The organism is Cupriavidus sp. HPC(L) (assembly GCF_000307735.3).
Taxonomy (GTDB): domain Bacteria; phylum Pseudomonadota; class Gammaproteobacteria; order Burkholderiales; family Burkholderiaceae; genus Cupriavidus.
On record NZ_AMPR02000244.1, the window covers coordinates 1 to 4,165 of the forward strand.

Annotated in this window: 3 protein-coding genes; all 3 read left to right on the top strand. The window is 66.3% G+C overall.

The window, feature by feature from the left end:
- On the top strand, positions 1–1,343 hold a 1,343-nt coding region (locus B551_RS14580; protein WP_023264397.1), incomplete at its 5' end, for an ammonium transporter.
- A 518-nt stretch (positions 1,344–1,861) separates the two neighbouring features.
- Entirely contained in the window at positions 1,862–3,157 is a 1,296-nt protein-coding gene (gene gshA / locus B551_RS14585) for a glutamate--cysteine ligase (RefSeq protein ID WP_006578775.1), read from the top strand.
- 45 nt (positions 3,158–3,202) lie between these two features.
- Positions 3,203–4,165 (top strand): glutathione synthase (gshB, locus tag B551_RS14590; RefSeq protein WP_023264399.1); only part of this gene is annotated, 963 nt, incomplete at its 3' end.

The following is a 4,165-nucleotide window of genomic DNA, read 5'->3' on the forward strand; positions in this document are numbered from 1 at the left end:
CGGAAGCCGCCGCGCCGGCCGCCGCCGCGCCGACCCCGAACAAGGGCGACGTGGCCTGGCTGCTGATGTGCACGGCCTTCGTGATCCTGATGACGCTGCCGGGCCTCGCGCTGTTCTACGGCGGCCTGGTCCGCTCGAAGAACATGCTGTCGGTGCTGATGCAGTGCCTGGTGATCTTCTCGCTGGTCGCGCTGCTGTGGGCCATCTACGGCTACAGCTTCGCCTTCACCGAGGGCAACGCCTTCTTCGGCGGCACCGATCGGCTGTTCATGAAGGGCCTGACGCCGGAAGCGGTCACCGCGACCTTCAGCAAGGGCGTGGTGATTCCGGAGCTGGGCTTCTTCGCCTTCCAGTGCGCGTTCGCCGCGATCACCTGCAGCCTGATCATCGGCGCCTTCGCCGAGCGGGCCCGCTTCTCGGCGGTGCTGGTGTTCATCGTGCTGTGGTTCACCTTCGCCTATATCCCGATGGCGCATATGGTCTGGTTCTGGCCGGGCCCGGACGCGTACACCGATGCGGCGGCGGCCGAAGCGGCCACGGCCAAGGCCGGCTGGCTGTTCCAGAAGGGCGCGCTCGACTACGCCGGCGGTACCGTGGTCCACATCAACGCCGCGGTGGCGGGCCTGGTCGGCGCCTACATGTTCGGCAAGCGGATCGGCTTCGGCCGCGAGGCGCTGCGCCCGCACAGCCTGACCTTCACCATGGTCGGCGCCTCGCTGCTGTGGTTCGGCTGGTTCGGCTTCAACGCCGGCTCGGGCCTGGAAGCGAGCGGCGGTGCCGCGCTGGCCTTCGTCAACACGCTGCTGGCGACCTGCGCCGCGGTGCTGGCGTGGACCTTCGGCGAGTGGATCACCAAGGGCAAGCCGTCGATGCTGGGCGGCGCGTCCGGCGCGGTCGCCGGCCTGGTGGCGATCACCCCGGCCGCCGGCTTCGTCGGCCCGATGGGCTCGATCGTGATGGGCCTGGTGGCTGGCCTGCTGTGCCTGTGGGGCGTGACGGGCCTGAAGCGGATGCTTGGCGCGGACGACTCGCTGGACGTGTTCGGCGTGCATGGCGTCGGCGGCATCGCCGGGGCGATCCTGACCGGCGTGTTCGCGGCGCCGAGCCTGGGCGGCGTGGGCATCTACGACTACGTGGCCAACAAGGTATCGGACAACTATTCGATCGCGAGCCAGGTCTGGGTGCAGACCGAGGGCGTGCTGACCACCGTGGTGTGGTCGGCGGTGGTGGCCTTCGTCGCCTTCAAGCTGGTGGACCTGCTGATCGGCCTGCGCGTGCCCGAGGACGAGGAGCGCGAAGGCCTGGACATCACCTCGCACGGCGAGACCGCCTACGAGGGCTGACCCGAACGAACGCGCGATGCGGGGTCCCACGGCCTGCCGCCCCCGCATCGCCCACGGTGTTGTGCTGGAGAGCTGATTGGGAATCTTCTCTCAGGAGTTTTGCCCGGCCGCGTGCCGGGCTTTTTTATGGGCGAGCAGCCGGCAAAGCCAGTGCTGGCGCGGCCTGCCGGGCAGGTAGGCAAGCACTGTTCGCCATCCGCTTAAATCGGAATTCAAAATCCTTCATTTGTGTAAAGGACAGCACCCGCATAGAGTGCAGGTGAGGCAGTTTCCTCCACCTGCAGAACGCTCCCCGTATCTGTCAGGCCACTTGAAACGCGGCGAAGCCGCGTTTTTTTTTGCCCTCGCGACGGCGCTCCCCGCGCTCTTTGAATTCGGCGGCCTATCCCCATATTGTTAGCCCAAGGCGGAAACGATCGGACATTTTCCCGTTCCGCCGGCATTGGCATGCCATCTGCATGCAATTGGCCGTTCCTCTACAATCGGGGCGGACGATAAAGACGATCAATAGGATGGATATGGTCCCGCACCTCATCACCGCGCTGAACGGCCCGCTGCTCGAACTGGAAAAGAAGATACTGGACGCGACCCCGTCCATCGAGCGGTGGTTCCGTCTGGAATGGCAGGAGCATACCCCTCCGTTCTACTGTTCGGTCGATCTGCGCAACGCTGGCTTCAAGCTGGCCCCGGTCGATACCAATCTGTTCCCCGGCGGTTTCAACAATCTGGCCCCCGAGATGCTGCCGCTGGCGGTGCAGGCCGCGATGGCGGCGATCGAGAAGATCTGTCCGGATGCCAAGAACCTGCTGCTGATCCCGGAGCGCCATACCCGCAACATGTTCTACCTGCAGAACGTGGCGCGGCTGTCGCTGATCATGCGCCAGGCGGGACTCAATGTCCGGCTCGGCTCGCTGTCCGAGGACATCACCGAACCGACCCCGATCGAGCTGCCCGACGGCCAGACGCTGGTGGTCGAGCCGCTGACCCGGCTGGGAACCAAGGACCGCCGGCTGGGGCTCAAGGACTTCGATCCCTGTTCGATCCTGCTGAACAACGACCTGTCGGCCGGCGTGCCGCCGATTCTCGAGAACATCAACGAGCAGTACGTGCTGCCGCCGCTGCACGCAGGCTGGTCGACGCGGCGCAAGTCCTCCCACTTCTCGGCCTACGACGAGGTCGCCAAGAAGTTCGCCAAGCTGATCGACATCGACCAGTGGATGATCAACCCGTACTTCGCCAAGGTCGGCGGCATCGACTTCCATGAGCGGGTCGGCGAGGAGGCGCTGGCCGACGCGGTCGAGGGCGTGCTCAAGAAGATCGCCAAGAAGTACCGCGAGTACGGCATCAAGGAAACGCCGTACGTCGTGGTCAAGGCCGATGCCGGCACCTACGGCATGGGCGTGATGACGGTGCGCGATCCGGCCGAGGTCAAGGGCCTGAACCGCAAGGAACGCAACAAGATGAGCGTCGTCAAGGAAGGCCTCGAGGTCAACGACGTGATCATCCAGGAAGGCGTGCATACCTTCGAGAAGGTCAACGAGGCGGTGGCCGAGCCGGTGGTCTACATGATCGACCGCTACGTCGTTGGCGGCTTCTACCGGGTCCATACCGGCCGCGGCGTCGACGAGAACCTGAACGCCCCGGGCATGCATTTCGTGCCGCTGGCGTTCGCGCCCAACAGCATCCCGGATACGCATGCCAAGCCGGGCGCGGCGGTGCCGAACCGGTTCTACATGTATGGCGTGGTGGCGCGGCTGGCGCTGCTGGCGGCCTCGCTGGAACTGGAAAAGACCGACCCCAATCCGATCCTCTGATCCTCCGACCGGCACGACCACGGGCTACCAACCGGACACGCCAGCATGCGCATTCTGTTCATTACCGATCCGCTCGAGACCTTCAAGACCTACAAGGACTCCACCTACGCGATGATGGTCGAGGCCGCCTCGCGCGGCCATGAGCTGTTCTTCTGCCTGCAGTCGCAGCTGTCGCTGGTCGGCGGCGCGGTCGAGGCGGTCGCGCAGCGGCTGCATCTGCTCGATGCCGGCAAGGACCATGACCACGGCCATGGCCACGCCGCCTGGTTCCGCCTCGATGCGCCGGCCGCGATGCCGGTGCCGGCCTTCCACGCGGTGCTGATGCGCAAGGACCCGCCGTTCGACATGGAATACGTGACCAGCACCTGGCTGCTGGAGCTGGCCGAGTCGCAGGGCGCCAACGTCTTCAACAAGCCGCAGGCGATCCGCGACCATTCCGAGAAGGTGGCGATCGCGCAGTTTCCGCAGTTCATCACGCCGACGCTGGTCACGCGCGACGCGGCCCGCATTCGCGCCTTCCACGCCGAGCACCGCGACATCATCGTCAAGCCGCTGGACGGCATGGGCGGCATGGGCGTGTTCCGCGTCGGCGCCGATGGCATGAACCTGGGCGCGATCATCGAAACGCTCGGTGCCAACGGCGTGCGCACGCTGATGGCGCAGCGCTATATCCCCGAGATCAAGGACGGCGACAAGCGCATCCTGCTGATCGGCGGCGAGCCGGTGCCGTACTCGCTGGCGCGTGTGCCGATGGCGGGCGAGGTGCGCGGCAATCTGGCGGCGGGCGGCACCGGGCGCGCGCAGCCGCTGTCGGAGCGCGACCGCGAGATCGCGCAGACGCTGGCGCCGGTGCTCTGGCAGCGCGGCCTGCTGCTGGTCGGACTCGACGCGATCGGCGACTACCTGACCGAGGTCAACGTGACCAGCCCGACCTGCTTCCAGGAGATCATGCAGCAGACCGGTTTCCCGGTGGCCGGCATGTTCATCGACGCGCTGGAACGGGCGGTC